Below are 23,330 nucleotides of genomic sequence, written 5' to 3'. Positions count from 1 at the left end.
GGGCGCGGGAGGTGGGTGCGGAATGACGGACGGGATTCCGGGCGGCGGGGAGCCGGAGACGTCGGACAGCCTGAAGACGTTCGGGGAGGTGGTCAAGACCTTCCGCAAACGGGCGCGGCTGACCCAGGAGGAGTTCGCCCCCCGGGTGCGGTACTCGGTCCCGACGGTGGCCTCGATCGAACAGGGGCGCCGGTTTCCGCGCCAGGACTTCGTGGAGCGGGCGGAGGAGGTGCTGGACGCGTTCGGGGTGATCCGGGCGGCGGCGAGGCATCTGGCACGGCAGCCGGGGATCGCGAGCTGGTTCCGCCAGTGGGCGAAGCTGGAGGCGGAGGCGCTGACGCTGTACACGTACGAGAACCGGCTGGTGCCGGGGCTGTTGCAGACGGCGCCGTACGCGCGGGAGCTGTTCAGGGAGCAGCGCCCGCCGCTGGGAGACGACGAGATCGAGACGCGCCTAGCGGCCCGACTCGAACGCAAACGACTCCTGACCGAGCGGCCGAACACGGCATACAGCTTCATCATGGATCAGCACGTCCTGGAACGGCCGACGGGCGGGGCGCAGGTTATGCGGGAGCAGATCGACCACATCCTCGAACTCGACGTGCGGCGCAACATCGAGATCCAGATCATGCCGAGGACGCGGGGTCATCATGCGGGCCTCGGCGGCCCCATGCAGCTCCTCGAAACCCCGGACAACAGGTGGTTCGCGTACTGCGAGGGGCAGGAAAGCGGCCAGTTCATCGCCGACCCCAAAGTGGTCAGCATCCTTCAGATGCGATATGCCAGGATGCGCTCACAGGCTCTTACCCTGGAAGACTCCCGGAGCCTGTTGCGGCAGATGCGAGGAGCGGTATGAGCATCACAGAACTGTCCTGGTTCAAGAGCAGCTACAGCAGTAGCGGCAGCGGCGACTGTGTCGAAGTAGCCCTCTCCTGGCACAAGTCCAGTTACAGCAGCAGCGGCGACGGCGACTGCGTCGAGGTTGCCGCTTCCTGGCACAAGTCCAGCTACAGCAGTGGTGACGGCGACGACTGCGTCGAGGTCGCCGCCTGCCCCACCACCGTCCACGTCCGGGATTCCAAGAACCCCCAGGGCCCCCGGCTCGCCCTCGCCCCCGCCGCGTGGGCCGCGTTCGTCGAGCACGCGACCCACGCCTGATCCCCGGGGCGGGAGGTCAGCGCCTGCCCCGCCGCGAGCGGCCCTGCGCGTGGCGGATGTCGGTGACCTGCCCGGAACCGTCCCCCGCGAAGGGCCGGCTGCGCGGCTCCAGGTGCTTCAGCTGCGCCCGCCACGGGCCGTCCGCCATCTCCAGCTGGACGAGGACCGGGCCCTCCGGCAGGGGTACCGTCTCGCGCCGCTTGCCGATCTCGTTGACGACGTTCTCACCGTTAGGCAGGGCGGTGGAGTCGTGGTGCCCCGCCAGTTCGAAGAGGTAGACGATGAGGTTGTCGTCACCCCGGTAGCGCAGGACGAGATCGGCCGTCCCTCCCGTGTGCAGCAGGACGTCAGGACCTCGGCCCTCCAACTGCTGCTCCGACAGGTGCGCGGCCGCCGCCAGTGGCAGTACGCGCAGCTCCCAGGGCCCGTCGGCCCTCAGCCGCAACCGTAGGCGGCCGCTGTCGGGGACGTGGGCCAGCACGCGGCCCCGGTAGTCCTCCTCGGTGCTGTTGACGAGGTTGTCGCCCTCCTTGTTGAACCGGGTGAGGGGCCACAGGCCCGTGTACCCGTCCCCGCGGACGGCGAGATCGACGATGACCGGCCCCGGCGGCAGCGCGTCCACCGTGATCACGTCGTTGTCCCGGCCGGTCTGCGCGTACGGCTCGAAGACAGCACCGTACGTCCACGTGGTCGGCGCGGGAGCCGGGGCCGGCACGGCAGCGGGAGCCGGTACGGGAGGTGGACCCGGGACCTGGAAGGGAACCGCGGGCGGGACCGGCGCCTGCGCCGGGGCGTGGACCGGAGGCGGGACCTGAGCCTGGACCGGAACCGGAGCCTGGAACGGCGGCTGCGCCGGAACCTGCGCCGGAGGCGGAACCTGGAACGGAACCGCCGACGGCACGGGCGGCGGCGGGGCAGGTGCCTGGGCCGGAACGGGGGCCGGAACGGGGGCCGGGGCGGTGTCCGCCACGTCGACGCCGTGGTCCGTGGCCAGGCCGGCGAGGCCTTGGACGTAGCCCTGCCCCACGGCACGGAACTTCCAGCCGCCCGCCCGCCGGTACAGCTCCGCCAGCACCATCGCGGTCTCCCCGCCCGCGTCGGACACGTCGTACCGCGCGACCGACGTGCCGTCCGGCGCGTACGCCTCCACCGACAGCCCGTGCACGTCCCGCATCGCGCCGCCCTCCGTCGATCCGACGACGAGGACGCGGGCGATGTCCCCCTCCACGGCCGTGAGGTCGGTCTCCAGCCATATCGTGCCGCTCTCCTCCCCGAGCAGCCGCACGGCGCCGGACGGATGGACCGGCGCGCCGTGGAAGACGACATCCCCGTCGCCCCTGACCCGGCCCCGCTCGGTGAGCAGCAGCGCCATGACGTCCACCCCGCTCCGCACGGCGATGCGCAGCGGCACCGACGGGACGAAGGCGTTGGCCCCCTTGATCATCATTTCCCCTCCCCAGGACGATCTCTGATGGATCATCGGGAATCCTCGGCCCTCCCCCGCCCCGCGGGCAAGCGCCCCTCGGCGCCTCCTCCGCACGTCGATCTAGGATGGCCACCGGCACGACCGAACTGCTGGATCCGCGGGGGGAGAACGACATGGAAGCCGAGCTGGTGGCGCTGGCCTCTTCGGGGGCGACGACGTTGGTCGCACTGATGGTGACGGACGGCTGGGAGCGCGCGCGGGAACGGTTCGGCAGCCTGCTCCGGAGGTCGAGCGCCGCGGCCGAGGCGGAGTTGGACGCCTCGCGCGCCCGGGTCCTCGCCGATCCCGGCGGCGCGCACGAGAGCGCCAGGCAGCAGTGGCGGACGGAACTCCGGGCGGTGCTCGCGGAGCACCCGGAGTCCGTCGGCGAACTCCGGGCGATCCTCGGGGAGTTCCCGCAGGAGGGCGAGAAGGCCCCGGTGCGCACCGAGATCCACGGCGGGGAGTTCCACGGGCCCATGCACCTGGGCAGCGGCACCCAGATCAACCACTTCGGCCCGCGCTAGGCCGGACCGGACCCGCGCGCATGCCGTCCGAAGAGCGGAGGCCCGCCGTCAGCGTCCACGGCGGGCAGTTCCACGGCCCCCTGCACCTGGGCGACGGCCCCCAGATCAACGTCCACCACACCCCGCGCCGCCCGCTGACCACGACCGTGGTCGTCGTCGCCGTACTGGCCGTGACGGCCGGGCTGTTCTGGTTCGGCCGTCAGCTGTACACGTCCAGCCCGGGCTACCGCATGGCGGCCGAGGAACGGCTCCTCACGGAACTCGTCCCCGGGCGGGGCTACTACCGGATCCAGCAGGCCCTCGGCACCGAGCCGGACCATTCCGTCGCTCTCCCCTCGGGGAACCGGCTGCACCAGTACGAGCGCGAGTGGGAGACCGTCCAGGTGGTCGAGGGCGCGTCCGGAACGGCGCTCTCGGTGGGGGTGTACACGAAGGATCCGGAATTCCGCCCGGCGCTGGTCCTGGGCGGCCGCGACCTGCGGCTCAACGCGACCACGGTGGCGGAGGCCGTCTCCCCCTTCCTGCCCGCCGCGGCCCTCGGGTACTGCGGCGCGCACAAGGGCGGCTATCTGGAGGGGTACTACCCGATGCCGAACGCGTACGGCACCCGCAACGTCGTCGTCGGCGTGAGCAACGCGCAGAGCGCGGCCATCGACACGTCCCGTGTCTGCGCGGCGCTGGCGGCCGCGCCGTGCGCCATCCCGGAGTCGAAGTACGACAACGTGCTGTCGGCGGCCTACGCCGGGTGCCTTCTGCGGTCACGGGACTTCCGGACCGCGCGGGAGGGCATCACCGTGACCGCGCTCGTCCACACGGCCCCGGGCGCGGCCGTCGTCCCCGATATGCTCCATCCGCCCGATGTGGTGGCCGGCGGCGCCCTGTCGAGCGGGACCGCCGGCTGACGCGTACCGGCGGGGGCTCAGCCGGCGTCGGGCTCCGCGGTCAGGCGCAGGGAGATGGAGTTGATGCAGTAGCGCTGGTCCGTCGGGGTCGGGTAACCCTCGCCCTCGAAGACGTGGCCCAGGTGGGAGCCGCAGCGGGAGCAGCGGACCTCGGTGCGGAGCATGCCGTGGGAGCGGTCCTCGATCAGCTCGACGGCGTCGGAGTCCTTAGGGTCGTAGAAGGACGGCCAGCCGCAGTGCGACGCGAACTTCTCCGTCGAGGTGAACAGCTCCGCACCGCAGGCGCGGCAGGAGTAGACGCCCTTGGTCGTGGTGTCGGTGTACTCGCCCCGGAAGGCCGGCTCGGTGCCCGCCTGGCGGAGCACCTGGTACTCCGCCGGGGTCAGCTCCGCGCGCCACTGCTCGTCCGGCTTCTCGACGTCGTACGACATCGGCTCACTCCCTCTGTTACTTCGCCAGGTGGGCGAGGATCAGCGGGCCCAGGTCCGTCACGTCGCCCGCGCCCATGGTCAGAACGAGATCGCCGGGCTTCGCCATTCCCGCGATCGCCTCGGGGACGGCGCCCTTGTCGTGGACGGCCGTGACGTCGGCGCCGGCGGCGCGGGCCGCGGTGATGATCAGCTCGCTGGTGACGCCCGGGATGGGGTCCTCGCGGGCCGGGTAGATGTCGAGGACGACCGAGGCGTCGGCGAGGGCGAGGGCGTCGCCCATCTCCGTGCCCAGCTCCTGGGTGCGGGAGAAGAGGTGCGGCTGGAAGACGACCAGCAGGCGGGCGGCCCCGGCGGCGCCGCGCATGGCCTCCAGGTCGGCGGTCATCTCGGTGGGGTGGTGGGCGTACGAGTCGATGACCTGGACGCCGGCCGCCTCGCCCTTGAGCTGGAGGCGACGGCCGACTCCCGTGTAGGCGGTGAGTGCCTGGGCCAGCTCGGCGGGGTCGATGCCGACGCGGGCGCCGGCGGCGAGGGCCGCGGCGGCGTTGTGGGCGTAGTGGCGGCCCGGGACGGAGACGGTGAAGGTGTGTGTGACGCCGTCCATGACGACGACGACCTCGCTGGTCATGCCGTTCGGGACGATCGAGCGGATCCACACGTCGGAGGTCTCGGACTCGCCGACGGTGACCACGTGCAGGTCCCGGTTGCCGGAGACCCGCGCGGCCAGCTCGCGGGCGCCGGGGTGCTCGCCGACGACCAGGGTGCCGCCGGGGCGGATCTTGGCGGTGAAGGCCTGGAAGGACTCGTAGATCTCGTCCATGGAGGCGTAGTTCGCGTGGTGGTCCAGCTCGACGTTGAGGACGATGGCGACCTCGGGGTCGTACTTCTGGAAGCTGCGGTCGCTCTCGTCGGCCTCAGCGACGAAGACCGCGCCGGCGCCGTGGCGGGCGTTGGTGCCGGGCCCGGCGAGGTCGCCGCCGATGGCGTACGACGGGTCGAGGCCCAGCTCGGTCAGGGCGACGGCCAGCATGGAGGTGGTCGTCGTCTTGCCGTGCGTCCCGGCGACGGCGACGGCGCGCAGGCCGTCCATGAGGGAGGCGAGGGCGTCGGAGCGGTGGACGACCGGGATGCCCAGCTCGGCGGCGCGGACCAGCTCCGGGTTGTCGGCGCGGATGGCGCTGGAGACGACGACGGCGGAGGAGTCGTCGGCGAGGTGGGCGGCGGCGTGCCCGATGTGCACGGTGACGCCGAGGGCGCGCAGCGCCTCGGCGGTCGCGGACTCCTTGGAGTCGCTGCCGGCGACCTTCGCGCCGCGCTGGGCGAGGATCTTCGCGATGCCCGACATTCCGGCACCGCCGATGCCGATGAAGTGCGGCCGCTCCATGGTGGCAGGGACGACGGCGGCGGCAGGGATGGCGGATGCCATGCGGATCTCTCCCCGGAGTGCGGCGTACAGGAGGTCCCAGCCTAGTGGCTCCCGGCCCGCCCTCCGGGCGCCGCACGCGGCGGGCGGGGAGCCGGGGCGGGCTGCCGGGGGCGGGAGGCGGCGCGGGCGGGCTTGCGTGCGGGAGGGGCGGGCCCCACCGGGCGCCCCTCCCCCGCGCGGGCCCCCGCCTACTCCTTCCCGGGCTCCTGCGGCTCCTCGCTGTGCGCGAACAGCTTCAGGACCGGGACGCCCACCTTGTGGCGGGCCCGGGACGCCCAGTCGCGGTGGAAGAACTCCTCCACGTAGTGCGGCGCGGTCAGGACGATCACCTCGTCGGCGCCGGACTCGTCGACCACGGTCTTCATCCTGTCGAGCGGATGGTCCTCGACGACCTGGCCGACGGCGCCGCAGCCGGCGTCGCGGAGGGCCTGGAGGGAGTGTTCCAGGGCCGCCTCCGCCGGGCGTCTGGCCTCCTTGCCCTCCGGTTCCTCGCCCTCCCGGGTCGCTTCCTTCAGCTCGCCCATCGCGACGTCGTCGATGGCACGCAGCAGGACATCGGCCTGGTCACCGCGCGGCTGCATCAGCACGATGAAGGAGACCTCCTCGTCGCCGTGCAGGGTGGTGACGAACTCCACGTCGACCGACGTCAGGGGCTTCTCGATCATCAAAACGCTTGTGAACACCTCAGGAGCCCTTCTGCGGAAACCATCCTTCCCCGTGCCCACACGGGGTCTGCGAGAGTAAGTGTGCCCAGCGGACGCTAACCGGAACGGCAAATTCCGCTCCATGTCAGATCCGACGGTAGCGGGTGAAAAGGAACCCGGCCTCCTCCAGGACCGACGCCATGGCGAAGCGCTTCGGCACGGCCACCGGGGGCCCTCCGGCGATCCGCTGGGCGTCCCCCGCCGTCATCGTCGGGGAGACCGTCAGACACAGCTCGTCGAGGACGCCGGCCGCCACGAACTGGCCGAGCAGCCGCGGGCCGCCCTCGGTCAGCTGCCGCCGCAGGCCCCGCTCGGCCAGCGCGGCCACGGCTCGCGCCGGGTCCACCCCGGGACCATCCCCCGCGACCACCACCTCCGCGCCCGCCTTCCCGGCCTCGCTCACCCGCCCGGGGTCCGCCGCCGCCCCGGTCAGGACGAGGGTCGGAACCAGCGGGCCGGTGAAGAGCGGGAGCGAGAAGTCCAGGTCCAGGGAGGCGCTGACCACCGCGATCACCGGCGCGGGGCCCTGCCCGGCGGCGGCCCGGCGGCCCGCGAAGGCCTCCCGCGCCCGGGCGGGGCGGTACCCCTCCAGCCGTACCGTCTCCGCCCCCACGACGATCACGTCCGCGAGGCCCCGGAGGGTGCCGAAGATCCGCATGTCGGTGTCGGAGGAGAGCGGCTGGGAGCGGCCGTCGTGCTGTCCGGCGCCGTCGAGGGAGGAGACCATGTTGGCGCGCAGCCACGCGCCGTCACCCTCCGGATACGGGTAGGCGTCGGCCAGCTCGTCGAGGGACCACTCCCGGTCCCCGGCCGCCGCATCGGCTGCTGTCATGTCCGTCACAGGGAACAGGCGTCGCATCCCCGCAGTCTGACACGGCCCTTAGAGTGGGGAACTGTGTCGACCCGTGCCATTACCGAAGCGGCTTCCACGGAAGCGGCCCCCCTCTCGCTCTGCGCCCGAGAGCCGCATGTCCCCGCCGACCGGCTCGTGGCGGAGATGGTGCCGCCCCCGCGGTTCGACTCGGTGCGCTTCGACACGTACATCCCGGACCCGAACCAGCCGAGCCAGACCGAGGCGGTCGAGGTGCTGAGCACCTTCGCCGAGGGGCTCGGCGGCGCGCACGCGAGTGGCGCCGGCAAGCGGCAGCCGGTCCTCGCCCGTCTGTTCGCGAAGAAGCCCGCGGTCCCCACCGGCCCGCGCGGCGTCTATCTCGACGGCGGTTACGGCGTCGGCAAGACGCACCTGCTCGCCTCCCTCTGGCACGCCACCCCCGCCGAGCCCGCGCTCAAGGCGTTCGGCACCTTCGTCGAGCTGACCAATCTGGTCGGCGCGCTCGGCTTCCAGCAGACCGTGAAGACCCTCAGCGGACACCGGCTGCTGTGCATCGACGAGTTCGAACTGGACGACCCGGGCGACACCGTCCTCGTCTCCTCCCTGCTTAGCAGGCTCGTCGAGGAGGGTGTCGCGCTGGCCGCCACCTCCAACACCCTGCCGGGCAAGCTCGGCGAGGGCCGGTTCGCCGCCGCCGACTTCCTGCGCGAGATCCAGGGCCTGTCCGCCCACTTCCGCCCGCTGCGGATCGACGGCGAGGACTACCGCCACCGCGGACTGCCCGAGGCCCCCGCTCCGTACGCCGAGGAGCAGGTCGTCAGGGCGGCGTACGCCACCCCGGGCGCCTCCCTCGACGACTTCCCCCATCTCCTCGACCACCTGGCCAAGGTGCACCCCAGTCGCTACGGCGCCCTGACGGACGACGTGACCGCGGTCTGCCTCACCGAGGTGACCCCGGTCCCGGACCAGTCCACCGCGCTGCGGCTCGTGGTCCTCGCCGACCGGCTGTACGACCGCGAGGTCCCGGTGCTCGCCTCCGGGCTCCCCTTCGACCGGCTGTTCAGTGAAGAGATGTTGAAGGGCGGGTACCGGAAGAAGTACTTCCGGGCGATCTCCCGGCTCACGGCGCTGGCACGCGACGCAAAGGGTCTGGTGGAGCAGTAGGTTGGGGGCCATACCCGATCGAAAGGGATTCACCATGGCCACCGTCCGTCACGCCCACACCGTCTGGAAGGGCGACCTCCTCAAGGGCGAGGGCGTCGTCACCCTCGACTCCTCCGGCCTCGGCTCGTACGACGTCTCCTGGCCGGCGCGCTCCGAGGAGCCCAACGGCAAGACGAGCCCGGAAGAGCTGATCGCCGCCGCGCACTCCTCCTGCTTCTCCATGGCGTTCTCCAACGGCCTCGCCAAGGCCGGCAACCCGCCGACCCGGCTGGAGACCAAGGCCGACGTCACCTTCCAGCCGGGCGAGGGCATCACGGGCATCCACCTGACCGTGCGCGGCGAGGTCCCCGGCCTGGACGCGGACCAGTTCCAGTCCCTCGCCGAGGACGCCAAGAAGAACTGCCCGGTCAGCCAGGCGCTCACCGGCACGACGATCACGCTCACCGCCGAACTGGCCTGATCCACCGGCCTTCCGGGCCACCGACGGCCGGAGCCGCGCGCTCATCTGATCGGCTGTCACCCGAGGTAACCGTGGGCCCGCATGGTTCACGTGTCACCACCACGCGTGGTACACACATGCGGGTCACACACACCTGTCCGCCAACAGAGTGGGTTGCCTCATGAGCGTGTCCGCAACACGACGTCAGATCCTGTCCCGTACCGGCGCGTCCGTCGCCGGGATCGCCTTCGCCGGCGCCTTCGGCGAACTCTTCGCCGGCAGCGCGGCCGCGAGCAGCGGCAGCGGGTACGGCCCGCTCGTCCCCGACCCGGCCGGACTGCTCGACCTCCCGAAGGGCTTCCGCTACAAGGTCCTCTCCCGCGAGGGCGACCCCCTCCGCTCGGGCGAGGGCCCGGTCCCCAGCAATCCCGACGGCATGGGCGCCTTCGCCGGACGGCGCGGACGGACCCATCTCGTACGCAACCACGAGAACCGGACCACGGGCCGCGTCGGCGTCCCGACCGTGAAAGGGCTGACCTACGACCCCGCCGCCAAGGGGGGCTGTACGGCGCTGGAGCTGGACGGCCGGAACGAGGTCCTCGGCGAGCGCGTCGCGATCGCGGGCACCGCAGTCAACTGCGCGGGCGGCCCGACCCCCTGGGGCACCTGGCTCACCTGCGAGGAGACCGAGGAGAAGGCGGGCACCGCCGGCTACACCAAGGACCACGGCTTCATCTTCGAGGTCGACGGCGCCGACCCGCACCGCACCGGGGCCGTCCCGCTCACCGCGATGGGCCGCTTCCAGCACGAGGCGATCGCCGTCGACCCGCGCAGCGGGATCGTCTACGAGACGGAGGACGCCTTCCAGCACCCCTTCGGCCTCTTCTACCGCTTCCTGCCCCGCAAGCCGCTCGGCGGCACCGGCTCGCTGCGCGCGGGCGGCGCGCTGCAGGCCATGCGGGTGCCGGGGGTCCCGGACCTGTCCGTGATCCAGGAGACGGGCGCGTCCTTCGACGGCGTCGAGTGGGTCCCCGTACCGGATCCGCAGGCGGAGCGGACCCCGATCCGCCTCCAGGACTTCGGCCCGCGGGGCATCACGCACGCGCAGAAGCTGGAGGGGTGCTATTGGGGCGGGCGGGCGGTCTACTTCGTCTCCAGCTTCGCCCGCGCGGCGGACGGCTCGGGGGCCACCCACTTCGGCCAGGTCTGGAAGTACGAGCCGCACCTGCGCCGGCTCACCCTCGTCGTCGTCTTCGGTCCGAGCACGGACATCCGGCTGCCGGGCGAGTCCCCGGACAACATCTGCCTGGCGCCCGGCGGCGGACTGATGGTCTGCGAGGACGGCGACGGCGCGCAGCACGTCTACGGGCTCAGCCGGAAGGGCCGGCTGTACGCGGTGGCGCGCGGGGCGAACAACATCGGGACGCCGGAGGCGCCCGAGTGGGGCGAGTTCGCGGGCGTGACGTTCTCGCCTGACCGCCGGACGATGTACGTGAACTGCTACACGCCGGGGACGACGTTCGCGGTGCGGGGTCCGTGGTGCTGAGGCGGCCGGGAGGCTGATCCGGCGGTGGCGGCGGTGGCGCTGAGGCGGCCGGGAGGCTGATCCGGCCGCCGACCGAGTGCCGGTGGCGGCCACCGAGCGAATCATCAGATAATTTCCGTGAGTGACCATTTCTGTACGAAGAATGTCGGCACTCGCCCTCTTGAGTACCGTTCTTGTCGGCTGCGCCGGGGGAACCACCGACACCCCGCCCCCCACCCGCCCGACCGTCCGCGCCGACGCGGGCGGCCCGGGCGGGGCGGGCGGCCCGGGTGGGGTGGGCGGCCCGGGTGCCGCCAAGAGCCCCGGTACCGCCGCACCGGGACCGGCGGCGCCCGCGCGCACGGCACCGCCGACGATGGCGCCCGGTCCCGGCGGCCTCACGCCGGTCTACACGCACCGCACCGCCCGCGGCACCGAGAAGGTCGTCGCGCTCACCTTCGACGCCGACATGACGGCGGACCAGGGGCCGCGCGCGGCGGCCGGGGAACGGTTCGACAACCCGCGCCTGATCGAGACCCTGCGCCGGCTGCGGGTGGACTCCACGGTCTTCATGACGGGCCGCTGGGCGGAGGAGTACCCCGACCAGGCCCGCTCGATCGGCAACGACCCGCTCTTCGAGATCGCCAACCACTCCTACAGCCACCACGCCTTCGCGACCCCCTGCTACGGCCTGCCGACGGTGGCGCGGACGGACATGGCCGCCGACGTCCAGCGGGCCTTCGACGCCTTCCGGGACGCGGGCGCGAGCAACGTCGTGCCGTACTTCCGCTTCCCCGGCGGCTGCTACGACGACGCCGCGCTGCGCGCCCTCGGCCCCGCCCGGGTGACGGCGGTGCAGTGGGACGTGGTCAGCGGCGACGCCTTCGCGAAGGACGGCGACGCGGTGGCCCAGCAGGTCCTGGACGGCGTGAAACCGGGCTCACTGGTGGTCATGCACTGCACGCGCAGCGCCGCCCCCGTCACGGAACAGGCGATCCGCCGGATCGTCCCGGAACTGCGCGCCCGGGGCTACCGCTTCGTGAAGGTCTCCGAACTGATGGCCCCCACCCGCTGACGCGCCTCAGGGCCGCGTCATCAGATCCAGCACGATCGAACCGCCCTCGGTCGCCTTCCGCCACGGGTACTCGCACACCATCCACTCCACCTCGACGGGCTCCTCGGCGACGGTGCGCGCCGGGAAGGGCTTGCACTTGCCGAAGTTGGCGTACTTCGGGCAGTCGCCGTCGGGCTTGCGGAACTGATGGGCCTGCCAGGCGAGGGTGCCGGCGAGCTTCTCGTCGGGATGGGTGGGGAGGTACTGGTTGCCGAAGAAGGATCCGATCATGCCGCCGGCGAGCGCCATGGCCAGCAGCACACCGACCGCGGTGAACCGGCGCGCCTCGGTGCTCGCGCCCTTGGCCGTGGGCTTGGCCTCGGAACCGTCCTCGGTCTCGGTCTCGGCATCCGCTGAGCGCAGGCGCTTCACGAGGGGCGCGAGCCGCTGCGCTGCGAGCACGCAGGCCAGGACGGTCAGTGCGGTCAGCGTGACCTGGATCTGCATGATGGTGCGCGGGAAGAGCTGCACCTGCTGGTCGGCCTCCATGTGGCCCGCCAGCCAGAAGCGGATGAGCCACGCGCTGGCGAAGCAGGCGAGCGGGGCGACGACCACGGCCTTGCGCAGGCCGAGCGCCACGGCGAAGCCGAGGCCGACCAGGACGACGACCGCGTACATATGCAGGCCGGCGAACTCCCCGAAGCCCGGGTACTCCCCCGGCTCGTCCCAGGCCCGGCTGCTCAGCGGCGTGGTCCCGATGTACCCGGGTTCGGTGAGCGTGTAGCCCGAGCACCACTGGTCACGCGTGCTCGTCGCGCCCAACAGGACCCGCAGGTAGACGCCCGCCACCAACAGGAAGCCGAGCAGCGAGCTGCCGAGGAAGGCGAGACCGCGCAGCCGGCCGGTCCGCCACGGGTAGAAGAACAGGACGGCGACGAGCACGCCGGGCAGCGACCACAGGTGCCAGCCGGAGTAGACGAGGAAGAGCAGCCCGAAGAGCAGCCCGAGGAAACCGCCGCGCAGGACGGTCCCGCGGGTGGTGAATTGCGGCGAGGCGCGCAGCCACAGCAGCAGCTTCGCGATCAGCGGCACGATCAGGACGAGGACGAGGGGGCTGTACGGCTTGTGCGGCAGCGTCTGCTGCAGGGCGGGCAGGAGGCCGAGCGCGAGCGCGGGCAGCGGAGTGACGCTCATCCGCCAGAACAGATAGGCGGCGGGTCCGGTGAGCGCCACGAGAGCGATGAACACCCACTTGAACGCCAGCGCGGGTTCACCGTCGAAGAGCCCGGCCTTGGCGAGGTAGCCGATGGAGTACGGCACCCCCGGCGGATAGAACGCGTCCATCGCCCCGGTGTGCAGCACCTCCTCCGCCCATCCGAGGATGCGGTTGTTGTCCCCGTACGGCCCGTTCAGCGGCCACGGCGTCCCACGCAGTGCGAAAACCTGAGCGGCCCCGAGGAAGCCGGTGCTCAACCCCGCGACGGCGGCGGCACCGAGCCGCACCGACAGCTTCCGCACCCGCTCGCCCGCCCGAACGGTCGCCCAGCCCACGGCGGCGAGGACGGCCAGGACGAGTAGCGCGAACCACAACTGCAGGTTCGACAGCCCACTGACCTGCCCCACCCGCGTGACGGGACTGTTGTCGACCCCCAGCCCCAGGTACGTGAACCCGAGCGCGGCTGCCACACCGACCGCTATCTCGCCGAAGGCGGGCGCCCAGCGCCTGGCCTTCGGCCCCATGAGGTTCCGGGGACCACGCCGGGACGGCGCACGTGTCACGGCCGGAGCCGGAGCCGGAGCGGCCGTCTCCGGGGGCAGATCTGTCTTCAACTGTGTCTCCAGAATGCGCGGCCGGGCATGGTGCGCCCGGCCGCCGTGAAAGTTTCGGCGTGTGAGCGGGTCAGCCGTTCCGCCGCGGCGGCAGGTGGACGGCTCGGCCCTGCGGGCGCCCGCTCCCGGTACGGCTCGCGTCACGCAGGGGAATGACCGAGGAGACGATCGACGCAGGCGAAACGTTCATTGCTCGGTCGCTCCCGTGCGGAAAGTGTGAAGGCCCAGGACAGATTAAGGCACCGGAGGCGCGCGGCGGCAGCGCGGGAAGGCCCGGGGGGCGGGGCCCCGGCAGGAACGGGCTCTTCCGTCAGCCGGAGCAGGCGGTGCGTTGGGCCTCGTGCCAGGTGCAGACCGGGCAGAGCGTGATGCCCTTCGTCGACTCCGGGTGCTCGGTCGGCTTTCCGCACAGGACGCAGTCGGCGTACGGCTCCTCGACCGCCGGCGGCGTAGCGGTGGACGGGTGCTCGGCCGGGTCCTTGTCCATGGAATCGAGGGTACTCACTCGCGCCACGCCGTCGCCCGGCACGCCAGGGTCACCGTCGCCGCCGTGAGGGTCACGGCGCCGGCCAGGGGGAGCCAGGGGAGGGGGACGGTCGGGGTGGCGGAGGCGGTGACCAGGGAGGTGATGGTGTGGGCCGCCGGGGAGCCGGTGGTGACCAGGGCGAGCAGGGAGCCGAGGACCAGGGCGGCGAGGGAGAGGCCGCGGGCGTGGAGGAAGGGGCGGGAGGTGAGGGTGCCGACGGCCGCGCCGGTCAGTACGCAGACGGCCGTGGCGAGGAGCCCGGCGGCGCCCGCCGCCACGGGGTCGACCCGGCGCAGGTCGCTCGTCGCCGTCACCGCGAGGGCCGCGACCGCGCCGACCGCCCCCGCGCAGCCCACGGCGGCCAGGATCGCCGCGACGTGGGCCCGTTGGCGGCCCGCCGCGGCCGCCACCACCCCGCGCGCGGCGGCCGGTTCCTGGCTCAGGCAGATCCGTACCACCCAGGCGGTCACCGGCAGCAGTCCGGCCACGGCGTAACCGAGGGCGCCCAGCACGGGTTCTCCGGCGCGGAGGCCCACGACGAGGAAGACGCCATAGAGGAGGAGCGGGGCGAGCCAGCGCTGGGAGCGCAGGAGCAGGGCCGTGTGGTAGCGGACCAGTGCGGTCATACCCGTACGCCTTCGGTATTGAGGTGGTGGACGTGCCAGGCGGGGCGGGCGGTGAGCAGCGTGCGCAGCACCGCGTCGGAGTGGGCCGCGTCGACGGTCAGAGCCGTGGTCCCGTCCGGGCCGGGGGCGGACGCGGGCCGGCCCGGGAGCCCGTCGGGCAGCGCTCCCCCGCCGGAGACCACGATGCGCACCCGGACCCCGCCGGCAGAGGCCGGTCCCGGGAGCGCCCCGGAGGCGGCAGCCCCGGAGGCCGCGGTGCCGCTGGCCGCGACCGAGGCCGGGTGGACCCGGCCCTTCGCCACCGCGTACACCGCGTCGGCCTCCCCCACCAGTCTCCGCGGGTCGTGGTCGACGAAGACCACCGCCGCCCCGGCGGCGAGCCGGCCGCGGACCGCGTGGTCGAGTTCCCGGCGGGCCGCCGCATCCAGGCCGGTCCACGCCTCGTCCAGGACCAGCAGCTCCGGGCCCGCGAGGAGGGCCTGGGCGACGGCGACCTTCTGGCTGCTGCCCTTGGAGAGTGCGGCGAGCGGGGTGTCGGCGAAGTCGCTCCCGCCGAAGCGTTCCAGCCACTCCCCCGCCCGCGCCTCCGCCTCCGCCCCGCCGAGGCCCTGGACGCGGCCGAGGTGGCGGAGATAGCCGCGCGCGGTGAACGGCAGTGCGGCAGGGAAGCGTTCGGGGACGTACGCCGTGCGGGCGGGGCGGCCCGTGATCCGCCCCTCGGAGGGCGCGTCGATCCCCGCGATCAGCCGCAGCAGGGTGGACTTGCCGGAGCCGTTGCCCCCGGTGACCCGCACCAGGGCGCCGGCGGGCAGCGTGAGGTCGGCGCCGCGCAGCACCCACGAGCCGCGCAGGCCGTAGCGGCGGCCCACCCCCGCCAAGCGCGTGGGGGACACGGTCAGTTGGCCGACGCCTTCTGCGGGGTCAGCTCGCTCGGCCGGACGATGACGAAGCCCTCGCCCTCCAGCTTGAGCTGGACCGCCTCGCCCGAGCCGCCGCGCATCATCGAGCCGAAGGACTGCGAGCGGTGCAGGGAGGGGTGCAGGCGCTCGCTCCAGCCGACGACGGCGTCGGTGTCGACGAAGACCGGCAGCTGCGGGGAGACCGGGATGACGATCGGGGTGCCGTCGCAGACCAGGGCGATCTTGCCGTGACCGGAGAAGACGCTGTTGAAGAGGCCGCCGCCGGTCATGCCGGCACCCTTCACGGTTTTGATCTCGTACGAGAGGGTGGGGTCGAAGCAGAGGACGTTGCGGCCGTTCACGGTGAGCGCGTCGTGCTGCTCGATCTCGACGATGAAGCAGTTCTGCGCCTCGTGCGCGAACCAGGCCTCGCCCTGCCCGCGCACGGCCATCAGCGCCAGCCCCTCGCCCGTGACGGCGCGCTTGAGCATGCCGCCGAGGCCCTGGCCCTTGCGCTCGAACTGGAGGTCCCCGCGGAAGGCGATCATCGAGCCCTGGCGGGCGTGCATCTCGCCCTGGACGGTGTACTTCACGGACTTCGCGTTCTGGAGGGTCATCCCCGGAAACGTCGCGGCGTCGGCAAGGTGTTCGCCGGTGAACAGATCACTTTTCATGCTCGCATCCTGACCCGGAACCGGTCGTTCCTACAAGAATCGCCCGTCGCGGGCGGGGGGCGGCCGCGATGGCAGACTTGCCGGGTGAGCAGCAACGAGACCGATCCCCGCGACGACAAGCCCCAGTTCGTCCTGCCCCTCGTCGTCCGGGTGGAGCGCGCCGAACCCCCCGCCCGTACCGACGCCCTGCAGACGGCGGCCCGCGCCGTGCTGACGATCCTCACCGACGCACGCGCGCACGGCGACGGGGAGTGGGCGCGGGTCATGACCGAATGGCAGGACGCCCGGATCCGGAAGGTCGTGCGCCGGGCGCGCGGCGCGGAGTGGCGCCGGGCGGCCGCCCTGCCCGGCATCACCGTCCACGGAGAGACCGCGGAGGTGCGGGTCTTCCCGCCGGTCCCGCTGGACGGCTGGCCCAAGGAGCTGGTCAAGCTCCAGGTCTCCGGCACCGACCTGGAGGACCCGGCCGAGCCCGGCGACATACCGGCCGGGGCCGCGCGGCTGTGGCTCAATCCCGGCCTCGAGATGTCCGCGGGGAAGGCGATGGCGCAGGCCGGGCACGGGGCGCAGCTCCTCTGGTGGGCGATGCCGGAGCCGGACCGGGAGGCCTGGCGCGAGGCCGGCTTCCCGCTGGCGGTGCGGACGGCGGACCCGGCGCGCTGGGCTGCGCTGACGACGAGCGGCCTGCCGGTGGTACGGGACGCCGGATTCACGGAGATCGCTCCCGGTTCGTGCACGGTGGTGTCCGACTTCCCGGCCGCGGGTCGGCTCCTCGGCTGAACGCACCTCCCTCCCCGTGCGTATCTCCTCATATCGCCAAGGAGGTTGAACCGCTGCCCGTGAGGCGGTTCAGTCTGCGGTACCACGAACGTACGGGAGACACCTTGTCGCTACGCGTCAACGGGACGGCACTCATCATCGCGGCGCTCGTCGCCACGGTCGGCGCGCTCGCCTTCCCCGTCTGGTCCTATGCCGACCGCTCCGGCACCGGAGAGGCCAATCTCAACGCCTCGTCCGTGGCCACCCAGTGGGGGCCGCTCTCCGCCACCGACCGGGACTTCCTGGTGAAGGTGCGGCTGGCCGGCCTCTGGGAGCTACCGGCCGGACAGCAGGCCATCGAGCGCGCCCCCAGCAAGGCGATGGTGGAGTGCGGCGACCACCTCGTCGTCGGCCACACCGACCTGGACCGGCGGGCGCGGACCGTGGCGGCGCAGTTGGGCGTGGAGCTGCCCAACCAGCCCACCGACCAGCAGCAGGGCTGGCTGCGCGAGCTGACGGCGTCGCGCGGGGAGGAGTACGAGCGAAAGTTCGCGAACCTGCTCCGCAACGCGCACGGCAAGGTCTTCGCGCTGATCGCCGAGGTCCGGCACACCACCCGCAACACCCTGATACGCCAGCTGGCGAGTGACGCGAACCAGACGGTCCTCGACCACATCACCATGCTGGAGGCGACCGGGATGGTCGACTTCGACGCGCTGGCGAACGAGGCCGCCGGGCGCAAGACGTCGAGCCCGACGGGGCCGCCCGCGGTGCCGTCGCCCGGCGTGCCGACGCCGGTGGTCCCGTCGGGGACGGACCAGTCGTTCACCTCCCGGCCGGTGCCGGACGGGGGGATCGTCACCCCGCACTCCTAGGGCATGTCCGGATAGCGGCGCCATCGGGGCCCGATACGCCGGAACCTCAAATCAACCTCTGAACGTCCCTCCGGCTGGATTCGAACGGATCCGGCGGGGCCATCACACCGGGGACTGAAGGAGGGGGACATGACGGAACTCGGCATCGGCATCGGCTGGCGGCCCGAGATCGCGGACGCGGTGGAGGCGCTGCCCGGCGTCGACTGGGTGGAGGTCGTCGCGGAGAACCTCTGCGCCGGCCACCTCCCCGACTCCCTGACCCGGCTGCGCTCGCGGGGGGTCACGGTCGTCCCGCACGGGGTGTCGCTGGGCATCGGCGGCGCGGACCGTCCGGACGCCGGGCGGCTCGCGGAGCTGGCGGCGAAGGCGACGGCGCTGGGGGCGCCCCTGGTGACGGAGCACATCGCGTTCGTCCGGGCCGGGGGCCCGCTGACCGCGACCTCCGTCCTGGAGGCGGGGCACCTGCTGCCGGCCCCCCGCACCTGGGACGCGCTCGACGTGCTCTGCGAGAACGTCCGGATCGCGCAGGACGCCCTGCCGGTGCCGCTGGCCCTGGAGAACATCGCGGCGCTGATCTCGTGGCCCGGCGAGGAGCTGACGGAGGGGCAGTTCCTCGCGGAGCTGGTGGAGCGTACGGGGGTACGGCTCCTCATCGACGTCGCCAATCTCCACACCAACCACGTCAACCGCGGCGAGGACCCGTCGAAGGCCCTCTCCGAGCTGCCGGTCGAGGCGATCGCGTACGTGCACGTCGCCGGCGGCCTCGAGCGCGACGGCGTCTGGCACGACACCCACGCCCATCCGGTAACCGCCCCCGTCCTCGCGATCCTGTCCGACCTGGCCTCCCGGGTCGCCCCGCCGGGAGTCCTGCTGGAGCGGGACGACCACTTCCCGGCGCGGGCGGAGCTGGCGGCGGAGCTGACCTCGATCCGCGAGACCGTGGCCGCGGGGCGCCGACGGGGAGCCCAGGAGCAGGCCGGGCAGGAGACCCGCGCGGAGGGCCCGCTGCTCATCGGCGCGGGCGCCCGGGTCTCGGGCGGCCCGATGCCGGTGCCGCCGGCCGCCCCCGGTACCGGGACGCGTACGGACGCGGATACGGACTCCGGTACGCGTCTAACGGGTACGGACGGGGATACGGATTCCGGTACGGGGACGCGTACGCACGCGGATACGGACTCCGGTCCGCGCCGTGCGGGTACGGCTGCGCGCTCGGCCGCCGCCGGTACCGGCGCCGCCCGGGAGCGGCTCGCCCTCGACCAGGCCGCGGTGCTCTCCGCGCTGGTCGCCGGGACGCCCGCCCCCGAGGGCTTCGACTCGCGCCGGCTGGGGGTGCAGAGCCGCGCGCTGTCGGCCAAGCGGGCCGATGTCGTCGCCAAGGTCGCCCCCGAGCTCCCGGAGATCCTGGGCACGGGCTTCCGGCCCGCGTTCCTGGCGTACGCCAGGTCCCGCCCCATGACCGGCGGTTACCGCCGAGACGCGCTCGACTTCGTCGAGCATCTGCTCGTCGCCGGACGCCCCGAAGACCCCGATGCCCGACACCGGCTCACCCAGTGGTGGCAGGACCGTTCCGGTTCCCGCCCGCCGGGCCCGGTCACCCGCCTGGCCCGGGCCGCCCGCGCCGCGCTCGTACGAAGGTGAGAGACCGATGAACACGATCGCCGTCCTCTACTACCTGGCCGCCGCGGCGGCCGTGGTCACCCTGATCGTCATGACCTCCCGCACCCGCTCCGGCAACGGCGGGCAGATCCACGACCGTCACGAGGCCGCCTTCCTCAACGGCGGCCCCGCCAGGGTCGTCGACGCGGCCCTCGCCGCCCTCCACGCCGACGGCCGGATCGCCGTCGGCGGCCCGGGCATCGTCTCCGTGCTGCGCCCCGCCCCCCGCGACCACGTCGAGCGCGCCCTCCTCCAGGAGCACGCGGCCGCCCCGCACGGCGCCCTGCACCATCTGCGTCTGATGACCATGAGCCACCCGGCCGTCCAGGAGATCGGCGACGGACTGGCGGCGCGCGGACTGATCGTGGCGCCCCGGGTGCGCCGCACCGCGATCCGCTGGAGCGTGACCGTCGGCATCGTCTCCTTGGCCATGGTGCCCGTTTCGCTGATCCTCACGATCGCCGAATTCGCCGGCACGGACAGCGAGGAGATGTACGTCCCCTTCTTCCTCAAGGTGCTGCCCGCCCTGGTCGGCGCCGGGATCACCGCCGCCGTCTGCGGAGCGATCGCCTCCCGGCGGGTTCCCCCGGCGGGCCGCGGCGCCGTCCTCGCGTACGGACAGGCCCACGGACACATCGCCGACGCCGGGCAGCTGGTCGCCCTGCACGGACTGCGCGCCCTGCCGGACCCGCTGCTGCGGGAGCAGTTGCTGACCGCGGCCCGGATCCGGGTCCCCCGCGCCTCCACCCGCCGGACCCACCACAGCCACTCGTCCACGGCCGACTCGTCCGCCGCTCTGGTCACCGTGTGGTGCGCCGCCAGCACGGGCGGCGGCAGCGGCGGGGGCGGCTGCGGCACGGGCGGAGGGGGCGGCGGAGGCTGCTCGGGCGGATCGTGCTCCGGAGGCGGCGGCGGGGGTGGCGGCGGCTGCTCCGGTTCCAGCGGAAGTTCGTGCTCCAGTTCGAGTTCCAGCGGGAGTTCGTGCTCCAGCGGCGGCAGTTCGAGCTGCGGCGGCGGCTCCAGCAGCTGACCGCACCCCTGCCCCTCCCTCGCGCCCCGGCCGTCCGACGGCCGGGGCGCGCGGTCGCCCGAGGGGGCGCGCCGGGGGCATCCGGGGCGACACCCGCCGACGGTCCTTTACTTCCCGCGCCGGCCCGCCAACGATCCCTGTGTTCCGCATGCGCGCGTGCCCGCGCGCGCCCGGGCACGAAGACGCGCGGGCGAGCATCGGGCACGGCCGCACGCACGCATCCGGGGACGTCCCGCTTGCCCGCACGCGCACGAAGGTAGGGCCGATGAGAACGCTCGCACGGTACGGAGCCCTCGGATCGCTGGTCCTCACGTCCCTGGTCCTCGCCTCCCAGACCGCGGTGCCCGCCGCACCCGCCGGAGCCCTGGACACTGCGGCCGCCGCACCGGCCGGACCCCTGGGCACCCCGCCCGCCGCACCGGCCGGAGCCACGGACACCTGGCCCGCCGAGGCCCGCGGCCTGCTCGCGGCCGCCTCCCGCGCCGCCGCCGAGGGCATCGACTGGGGCGCCTGCCCGGCGGCCGAGAGGCTCCCCGCCTCCGTGCGCTGCGGCACCGTCCGCGTCCCCCTCGACTACGCCGACCCCGACGGCCCCCGGATCGGACTCACCGTCAGCCGGACCGGGGCCTCCGGTCCGGCCTCCGGCCGCCAGGGCGCGCTGGTCTACAACCCGGGCGGCCCCGGCGCCTCCTCGACGTCCTTCCCGCTGGTCGCCGGGCTCCCCGTGTGGAAGCGGATCTCCGCCGCGTACGACCTGGTCGGCTACGCCCCGCGCGGGGTGACGGGCAGCTCCGCGCCGGTGTCCTGCCAGGATCCCGCCGACCGCGTCAAGGGCCCCACCCCGGCGCCCTCCCAGCCGTCGGAGGTCTACAAGCAGGAGCGGATCGCCCGCGCGAAGACGTACGCCCAGGGCTGTGCGCGGCGCACCGGCGCCGGTCTGCGGCACTACCACTCGCTCAACAACGCCCGCGACCTGGACGTGTTGCGCGCCGCGCTGGGCGAGCCCCGGCTGACGTTCATGGGCGCCTCGTACGGCACGTACTTCGGCGCGCTGTACGCGACGCTCTTCCCGGAGCGGGTGCGCCGGATGGTCTTCGACGCACCGGTGAACCCCGATCCCCGGCAGGTCTGGTACGCCAACAACCTCGACCAGTCCCTGGCGTTCGAGCGCCGGTGGGCCGACTTCCGCGGCTGGGTGGCCAAGCACCACGGGACGTACGGCCTGGGATCCACGGCGGAGGCGGTGCTGGCGAGCTACGAGAAGGTGCGCGTCGCGCTCGCGGCCCGCCCGGCGGGCGGGAAGGTGGGCCCGGGGCAGCTGCACGCGGCGATGATCCAGGTCGGCTACCACGACGGCTACTGGCCCCCGCGGGCCGCCGCGCTGGCACGGTTCCTGAAGGGCGACCCGAAGCCCCTGATCGAGCAGGCCGCGCCGGCGGAGGGGCCGGTGCGCGAAGGCGACCCGGATCCCGGCAACGGCAGGGCCGTCTACACGGCGGTCGAGTGCAACGACGCCCCCTGGCCGGAGGACTTCGCCGTGTGGGACCGGGACAACACCCGGCTCGCGAAGCTCGCCCCGTTCGAGACCTGGGACAACGCCTGGATGAACCTGCCGTGCGCCTACTGGACGGCGCCGCGCCGGACGCCGGTGGACGTCCGGACCGGGGCGGGCGTGCTGCCGCCGGTGCTCATCCTGGCGGCCGAGCGGGACGCGGCCACGCCGTATGAAGGGGCCCTGGAGCTGCAGCGCAGGCTGTGGGGGGCGGCGCTCGTGACCGAGCGGGACGCGGGGACGCACGGAATCGGCGGCGGGCCGAACAGCTGCGTGAACCGGCATCTGGAGACGTATCTGCTCACCGGCGAGGTGCCGGGCGCGACGGCGGCGCGGGCCGGGGCACCGGGAGGGGCCGGGACGCCGGCCGGGGGAAGGACGCCGGTGCGGCGCGCGTCGTGCGCGCCGCACCCGGAGCCGGACCCGGTGTCGCTGGAACGGCGGTCGGAGCTCCGTCCGCCGTCTGATCTTCCGGGTCGAGGGGTGGCGGCCCGGCTGGGCGCCGGGTCGTCACCAGGTCGGTAGGACCGGCCGTCAGGCCAGGCCCGCCACCAGCTCGGCGACGCTCTTGCGACGGCCGGTGTAGAACGGGACCTCCTCGCGGACGTGCATCCGCGCCTCGGAGGCCCGCAGGTGGCGCATGAGGTCGACGATCCGGTACAGCTCGTCGGCCTCGAAGGCGAGCAGCCATTCGTAGTCGCCGAGCGAGAAGGAGGCGACCGTGTTGGCACGGACGTCGGGGAAGCCGCGGGCCATCTTGCCGTGGTCCGCGAGCATCCGGCGACGGTCCTCGTCCGGCAGCAGGTACCAGTCGTAGGAGCGCACGAAGGGGTAGACGCTGACGTAGTCGCGGGGCATCTCGTCGGCCAGGAAGGCCGGGATGTGCGACTTGTTGAACTCGGCGGGGCGGTGCAGCGCCATGTTGGACCAGACCGGCTCCAGGGCGCGGCCGAGCCGGGTGCGGCGGAAGAGGTTGTACGCCTCCTGGAGCTCGTCGCTCGTCTCGGCGTGCCACCAGATCATCACGTCGGCGTCGGCGCGCAGACCGGAGAGGTCGTACGTGCCGCGGACGGTGATGTCCTTGGCGGCGAGCTGGTCGAAGAGCTCCTGGACCTCGTCGGCGAAGCCGGCGCGGTTCTCGGGCAGGACGTCGCGCAGCTTGAACACGGACCACAGGGTGTAGCGGATGACCTCGTTGAGGTCCTTCGCCTTCTTACCGGCGTTCGGGATCTTTTCGGGCGCACTCATACGCCTATTCTCGCCCGTCACGGACAGT

General features: G+C 73.1%; 24 protein-coding genes. 13 read left to right on the top strand and 11 right to left on the bottom strand.

What is annotated here, in order from left to right; genetic code table 11:
- Positions 1-22: 22 nt before the first annotated feature.
- Together ACFZBD_RS21795 and ACFZBD_RS21790 are read left to right on the top strand one after the other, a co-directional pair.
- The gene (locus tag ACFZBD_RS21795; protein ID WP_391141792.1) at positions 23-856 is read left to right on the top strand and encodes a Scr1 family TA system antitoxin-like transcriptional regulator; all 834 of its coding nucleotides are present in this window, start codon (positions 23-25) and stop codon (positions 854-856) included.
- Positions 853-1,158 carry a DUF397 domain-containing protein gene (locus ACFZBD_RS21790; protein WP_391141790.1) on the top strand — a complete coding sequence of 102 codons (306 nt, stop codon included), beginning with the start codon at positions 853-855 and terminating at the stop codon, positions 1,156-1,158. The genes ACFZBD_RS21795 and ACFZBD_RS21790 overlap by 4 nt, the downstream gene beginning before the upstream one ends.
- A 16-nt stretch (positions 1,159-1,174) precedes the next feature.
- Here ACFZBD_RS21790 and ACFZBD_RS21785 read toward each other — a convergent pair whose 3' ends face one another.
- On the bottom strand, positions 1,175-2,605 hold the full coding sequence (locus ACFZBD_RS21785) for a TerD family protein (protein ID WP_391141788.1): 1,431 nt from the start codon (positions 2,603-2,605) through the stop codon (positions 1,175-1,177).
- Between the two features lie 104 nt (positions 2,606-2,709).
- Between ACFZBD_RS21785 and ACFZBD_RS21780 the strand changes: the two genes are divergently transcribed.
- Positions 2,710-3,150 (top strand): hypothetical protein, encoded by a 441-nt coding sequence (locus ACFZBD_RS21780; protein ID WP_391141786.1) that lies wholly within the window; start codon positions 2,710-2,712, stop codon positions 3,148-3,150.
- A gap of 20 nt (positions 3,151-3,170) precedes the next feature.
- Complete coding sequence (locus tag ACFZBD_RS21775) at positions 3,171-4,052, top strand: hypothetical protein (RefSeq protein WP_391141784.1); 882 nt, start codon at positions 3,171-3,173, stop codon at positions 4,050-4,052.
- A gap of 17 nt (positions 4,053-4,069) precedes the next feature.
- On the opposite strand, the gene msrB is transcribed toward ACFZBD_RS21775, so the two are convergent.
- The 4 genes from msrB to ACFZBD_RS21755 form a co-directional block, all read right to left on the bottom strand.
- Positions 4,070-4,483 (bottom strand): peptide-methionine (R)-S-oxide reductase MsrB, encoded by a 414-nt coding sequence (gene msrB, locus ACFZBD_RS21770; RefSeq protein ID WP_391141782.1) that lies wholly within the window; start codon positions 4,481-4,483, stop codon positions 4,070-4,072.
- A 16-nt stretch (positions 4,484-4,499) separates the two neighbouring features.
- Complete coding sequence (gene murC / locus ACFZBD_RS21765; RefSeq protein ID WP_391141781.1) at positions 4,500-5,909, bottom strand: UDP-N-acetylmuramate--L-alanine ligase; 1,410 nt, start codon at positions 5,907-5,909, stop codon at positions 4,500-4,502.
- A gap of 188 nt (positions 5,910-6,097) precedes the next feature.
- Positions 6,098-6,592, bottom strand: a complete 495-nt coding sequence (locus ACFZBD_RS21760) for an indole-3-glycerol phosphate synthase (protein ID WP_391141778.1) — start codon at positions 6,590-6,592, stop codon at positions 6,098-6,100.
- 106 nt (positions 6,593-6,698) lie between these two features.
- Complete coding sequence (locus tag ACFZBD_RS21755; protein ID WP_391141776.1) at positions 6,699-7,472, bottom strand: dihydrofolate reductase family protein; 774 nt, start codon at positions 7,470-7,472, stop codon at positions 6,699-6,701.
- 36 nt (positions 7,473-7,508) lie between these two features.
- On the opposite strand from ACFZBD_RS21755, the gene zapE reads away from it, so the two are divergent.
- The 4 genes from zapE (at position 7,509) to ACFZBD_RS21735 (ending at position 11,648) form a co-directional block, all read left to right on the top strand.
- A complete protein-coding gene (gene zapE / locus ACFZBD_RS21750) occupies positions 7,509-8,609 on the top strand; it encodes a cell division protein ZapE (RefSeq protein ID WP_391141774.1) in 1,101 nt (366 codons plus the stop codon).
- Between the two features lie 34 nt (positions 8,610-8,643).
- Positions 8,644-9,069, top strand: coding sequence for an OsmC family peroxiredoxin (locus tag ACFZBD_RS21745; protein ID WP_391141771.1), 426 nt, complete (start codon positions 8,644-8,646; stop codon positions 9,067-9,069).
- A 160-nt stretch (positions 9,070-9,229) separates the two neighbouring features.
- A complete protein-coding gene (locus ACFZBD_RS21740; RefSeq protein WP_391141768.1) occupies positions 9,230-10,594 on the top strand; it encodes an alkaline phosphatase PhoX in 1,365 nt (454 codons plus the stop codon).
- Positions 10,595-10,736: 142 nt separating this feature from the next.
- The gene (locus ACFZBD_RS21735; protein WP_391141766.1) at positions 10,737-11,648 is read left to right on the top strand and encodes a polysaccharide deacetylase family protein; all 912 of its coding nucleotides are present in this window, start codon (positions 10,737-10,739) and stop codon (positions 11,646-11,648) included.
- A gap of 6 nt (positions 11,649-11,654) precedes the next feature.
- On the opposite strand, the gene ACFZBD_RS21730 is transcribed toward ACFZBD_RS21735, so the two are convergent.
- The 5 genes from ACFZBD_RS21730 to ACFZBD_RS21710 all read right to left on the bottom strand — a co-directional run bounded on the left by ACFZBD_RS21730 (position 11,655) and on the right by ACFZBD_RS21710 (position 16,182).
- A complete protein-coding gene (locus ACFZBD_RS21730) occupies positions 11,655-13,367 on the bottom strand; it encodes a hypothetical protein (RefSeq protein ID WP_391141763.1) in 1,713 nt (570 codons plus the stop codon).
- Between the two features lie 400 nt (positions 13,368-13,767).
- Complete coding sequence (locus tag ACFZBD_RS21725) at positions 13,768-13,944, bottom strand: hypothetical protein (protein WP_391141761.1); 177 nt, start codon at positions 13,942-13,944, stop codon at positions 13,768-13,770.
- Between the two features lie 14 nt (positions 13,945-13,958).
- The gene (locus tag ACFZBD_RS21720; protein WP_391141758.1) at positions 13,959-14,609 is read right to left on the bottom strand and encodes an ABC transporter; all 651 of its coding nucleotides are present in this window, start codon (positions 14,607-14,609) and stop codon (positions 13,959-13,961) included.
- Positions 14,606-15,502 carry an ATP-binding cassette domain-containing protein gene (locus ACFZBD_RS21715; protein ID WP_391141755.1) on the bottom strand — a complete coding sequence of 299 codons (897 nt, stop codon included), beginning with the start codon at positions 15,500-15,502 and terminating at the stop codon, positions 14,606-14,608. The genes ACFZBD_RS21720 and ACFZBD_RS21715 overlap by 4 nt, the downstream gene beginning before the upstream one ends.
- Before the next feature lie 2 nt (positions 15,503-15,504).
- Positions 15,505-16,182, bottom strand: coding sequence for an AIM24 family protein (locus ACFZBD_RS21710; protein ID WP_391141751.1), 678 nt, complete (start codon positions 16,180-16,182; stop codon positions 15,505-15,507).
- An 84-nt stretch (positions 16,183-16,266) separates the two neighbouring features.
- Between ACFZBD_RS21710 and ACFZBD_RS21705 the strand changes: the two genes are divergently transcribed.
- The 5 genes from ACFZBD_RS21705 (at position 16,267) to ACFZBD_RS21685 (ending at position 22,579) form a co-directional block, all read left to right on the top strand.
- On the top strand, positions 16,267-16,962 hold the full coding sequence (locus ACFZBD_RS21705) for a peptidyl-tRNA hydrolase (protein ID WP_391141748.1): 696 nt from the start codon (positions 16,267-16,269) through the stop codon (positions 16,960-16,962).
- A 104-nt stretch (positions 16,963-17,066) separates the two neighbouring features.
- Complete coding sequence (locus tag ACFZBD_RS21700; RefSeq protein WP_391141746.1) at positions 17,067-17,816, top strand: DUF4142 domain-containing protein; 750 nt, start codon at positions 17,067-17,069, stop codon at positions 17,814-17,816.
- A 129-nt stretch (positions 17,817-17,945) separates the two neighbouring features.
- Positions 17,946-19,454, top strand: coding sequence for a DUF692 family multinuclear iron-containing protein (locus ACFZBD_RS21695; RefSeq protein WP_391141743.1), 1,509 nt, complete (start codon positions 17,946-17,948; stop codon positions 19,452-19,454).
- Positions 19,455-19,461: 7 nt separating this feature from the next.
- On the top strand, positions 19,462-20,502 hold the full coding sequence (locus ACFZBD_RS21690) for a TIGR04222 domain-containing membrane protein (protein ID WP_391141741.1): 1,041 nt from the start codon (positions 19,462-19,464) through the stop codon (positions 20,500-20,502).
- A 265-nt stretch (positions 20,503-20,767) separates the two neighbouring features.
- Positions 20,768-22,579 (top strand): alpha/beta fold hydrolase, encoded by a 1,812-nt coding sequence (locus ACFZBD_RS21685; RefSeq protein ID WP_391141739.1) that lies wholly within the window; start codon positions 20,768-20,770, stop codon positions 22,577-22,579.
- A 9-nt stretch (positions 22,580-22,588) separates the two neighbouring features.
- Here ACFZBD_RS21685 and hemQ read toward each other — a convergent pair whose 3' ends face one another.
- A complete protein-coding gene (hemQ, locus tag ACFZBD_RS21680) occupies positions 22,589-23,302 on the bottom strand; it encodes a hydrogen peroxide-dependent heme synthase (protein WP_391141736.1) in 714 nt (237 codons plus the stop codon).
- Between the last annotated feature and the right edge of the window lie 28 nt (positions 23,303-23,330).

Origin of the sequence: Streptomyces sp. NPDC008121 (genome assembly GCF_042957155.1) — a bacterium.
Classification (GTDB): domain Bacteria; phylum Actinomycetota; class Actinomycetes; order Streptomycetales; family Streptomycetaceae; genus Streptomyces.
Note: the sequence above shows the minus strand (reverse complement) of the source record. Positions and strands in the feature narration are given on the sequence as shown.